Source organism: Dactylosporangium darangshiense, from assembly GCF_039537565.1.
GTDB lineage: Bacteria > Actinomycetota > Actinomycetes > Mycobacteriales > Micromonosporaceae > Dactylosporangium > Dactylosporangium darangshiense.
Window position 1 is genome coordinate 1 of sequence record NZ_BAABAT010000149.1, and the last position, 2,715, is coordinate 2,715.

General features: G+C 67.1%; 2 protein-coding genes. Both read left to right on the plus strand.

Features of this window, described 5'->3' with window-relative positions:
- Nucleotides 1-130 precede the first annotated feature (130 nt).
- Nucleotides 131-1,630, plus strand: coding sequence for an Ig domain-containing protein (locus tag ABD901_RS58290; RefSeq protein WP_345144948.1), 1,500 nt, complete (start codon nucleotides 131-133; stop codon nucleotides 1,628-1,630).
- Nucleotides 1,631-1,961: 331 nt separating this feature from the next.
- Nucleotides 1,962-2,246 (plus strand): DUF6881 domain-containing protein, encoded by a 285-nt coding sequence (locus ABD901_RS58295; protein WP_345144950.1) that lies wholly within the window; start codon nucleotides 1,962-1,964, stop codon nucleotides 2,244-2,246.
- Nucleotides 2,247-2,715 lie beyond the last annotated feature (469 nt).

Consider the following 2,715-nt stretch of genomic DNA (forward strand, 5'->3'; position numbering starts at 1 on the left):
CGCCGGGGCGGCCGTCGCGCTGCTGACGGCGAGCTACGCCGTCTGGGTCCTGCTCGACACCATCCGCACCGCCGGCACCCTTTGGTGAGATCCTAGGCCGCGCTGATCCACGAGACAGGCCCTAGCCAATGTGGGCCTTTCCGACGGGTACGTCAACCAGCCCTACGACGCCACCGTCGCCATCACGGGCGGAGTGGCGCCGCTGACCTTGACCAAGGCCTACGGCTCCCTGCCACCGGGTCTGACGCTGGCCGGCAACCACATCGCCGGAACGCCCACCGCGGCGGCGGCCGGCGACTGGACGTTCACCCTCAGGCTGACCGACTCCCAGGGCCGCAGCGACAACCGCACCGTCACACTGCGCATCTGGCCGCCGCCGCCGTTGACCGTCTCGACCTCGTCGCTGCGCGCGGCCGTCGTGGACCGTCCCTACACCGCGACGGTGCAGGCGATAGGCGGCAAGCCGCCCTATACGTTCCAGGTCACCGGGCTGCCCGCACCGCTGACCGCCGACAGCGCCGGCGCGATCACCGGCACACCGACCTCCCCTGGCCGCTTCCCCCTGACCGTCAAGGTCACCGACAAGGACGGCACCACGGCCAGCCGCCAGATCGACCTTGTAGTGGGCTGGACGATCCCCAACGCCGAGCTGATCTCGATCTCCACCACCGGCGATCCCGGCAACGGCGAATCGTTCTCCGCCAGGGCCAGCAGCAATGGCCGGTACGTGTACTTCGTCTCCACGGCCACCGACCTCGTGGCCGCTCCGGCGACCACATCGATGTCGGTGTACGTGCGCGACCGGGTGGCCGGCACGACCACCCGCGTCGTCGCGACCGACTATCTGCATGAACTGCTGGCCATCTCCTCCAACGGCCGCTTCGCCCTGCTGGCCGGCGAGGAGGAACACCCCGAGTATCGGCGCTACGACCGGACCACCGGCGCACTGACTCCGTTTGCCTTGACCTTCAGCGGTTACCACGAGAAATTCCACATCTCGGACGACGGCGACCTGGTCTACGTGAGCGGCACCGGCCTCTACCGGATCAGTAGTGCCAGCTGGAGCCCTTTCCACTGCCCTGACGGCACCAACCTGACGCGGGAGCCGTGGGAGGTACGGTTCGTCGGCGACGCCTCGGTCGTCTACTTCGTGACCGCCGACTGCGGCCGGTACCAGGGCAGCGTCTTCCGCTACAGCCGAGCCACCGCCACCACGACCCTGGTCTACGCGGGAAACTGCTTCTTCAACGGCGGCGACGTCTGCTACCAGGGCGTGCAGCCCACCCTGAACGACGCGCACCTCGCCGTCACGAAGCTCAATATTGGCGGAGAGGACACCTTGATCCTGGACGGGACGGAGGTGACCGGCGTGGACAAGGCCCGTTACCTCTGCGGGCTGCGCGAAGACGGCAAAGAGGTCGTCTTCACCGGCCTGTCCACGATGCTGCCCGGCGGCAACGACGGCAATCTCGACATCTACGACTACCAGGTGGGCGCGGCCTCGCCGACCCGGATCGGCCCGCCGAATGACTACACGGCCGACCTCTACACCAACTGCACCGGCCAGGGCATGGCATCGACGACCGGCGAGCTCGCCTTCGTGTCCGCAGGCCAGGCCTACATGCTCTAGTTTTTAAGCATCTGCCGGGCGACGTGTTGCTGAGCCGCCCAGTGATGGTGGGAACGGCGAGGCGGATCGCTGCTGGGACACAACTGAAAGTCGCATTCCGCAACAGGAGTGGCGGACTTTCGGGTGATGACTACGCCCCACCGCAGGCCAGCCCGGCGTCCCCGTCGGCCGACTTTCGCCACGGACCGTCCTACCAGCGCGTCGAGAACGCCACGGTCGAATACACGCTGCTCGGCACGTCCGAGCCACTGGCGAGTGCCGTCGGCCTTACGGACGGCGACGATCGCATTGCGGCAGATCCGCGCACGGAAGTGGATCTACGCTTGCGGCCATGGATGGACGCTTCTATCGCCGCCGCTGGGAGGAGTCGCGCGGTGACGAGTTCGACACATGGGGGCACTCGGTCTGGTACTTCGAGGTCGATGACGACGGTTGGCCGGTCCGGCAGATCGAGGTGTACGACGCTGGGTCGGTCCTGCGCTACGGGCCCGGACACGAAGAAGACCAGTACGGCGGCCTCGGCGAGGCGAGCCTGGATGATCCAGAAGAAGACTGGAGCCCGTTCGCCATCACACGAGCCGCGTTCGAGCGTGTCTGGGACTCAGCTGGCGGGTGACACCCAGCCTCAAGGCCCGCGCACCATCAGCGGCAGATGTGCGCGCGTTCATCAGTCTCACTGATCGCCCGGGTGCGCGATCAACTGCCTATCGAGCCGGCCGCGAGATCTCGTACTGCGGCAGACCGACAGACCTGGCCTGATGTCGTAGACGTGCGTGCACGCCAGCGGGTAGTTGGCCGTTATGAAGACAAACGCGCGACTTTCGGCAGATCCGTGTGCCGGGCCGCCATCTGGGCCATCACGGTCTGTAGCGCGCGGATCGCGGCATGAGCGCGCAGCATCGCCGGAGACGATGGTCATCGCGTGGCTCGGCGCCGCTACCTTTCGTCGATGTTCGCAGTACCGTGTGTGGACGGGTTCAGGGAGCGTCGAACCATGGTTTGCCGGCCGCCCAATGCCGGACCCAGCCGAGAAATCCGGATGTGCCGGTGGTGTAGCCGAATTCGGCGCCGAAGGGGGCGGCTCC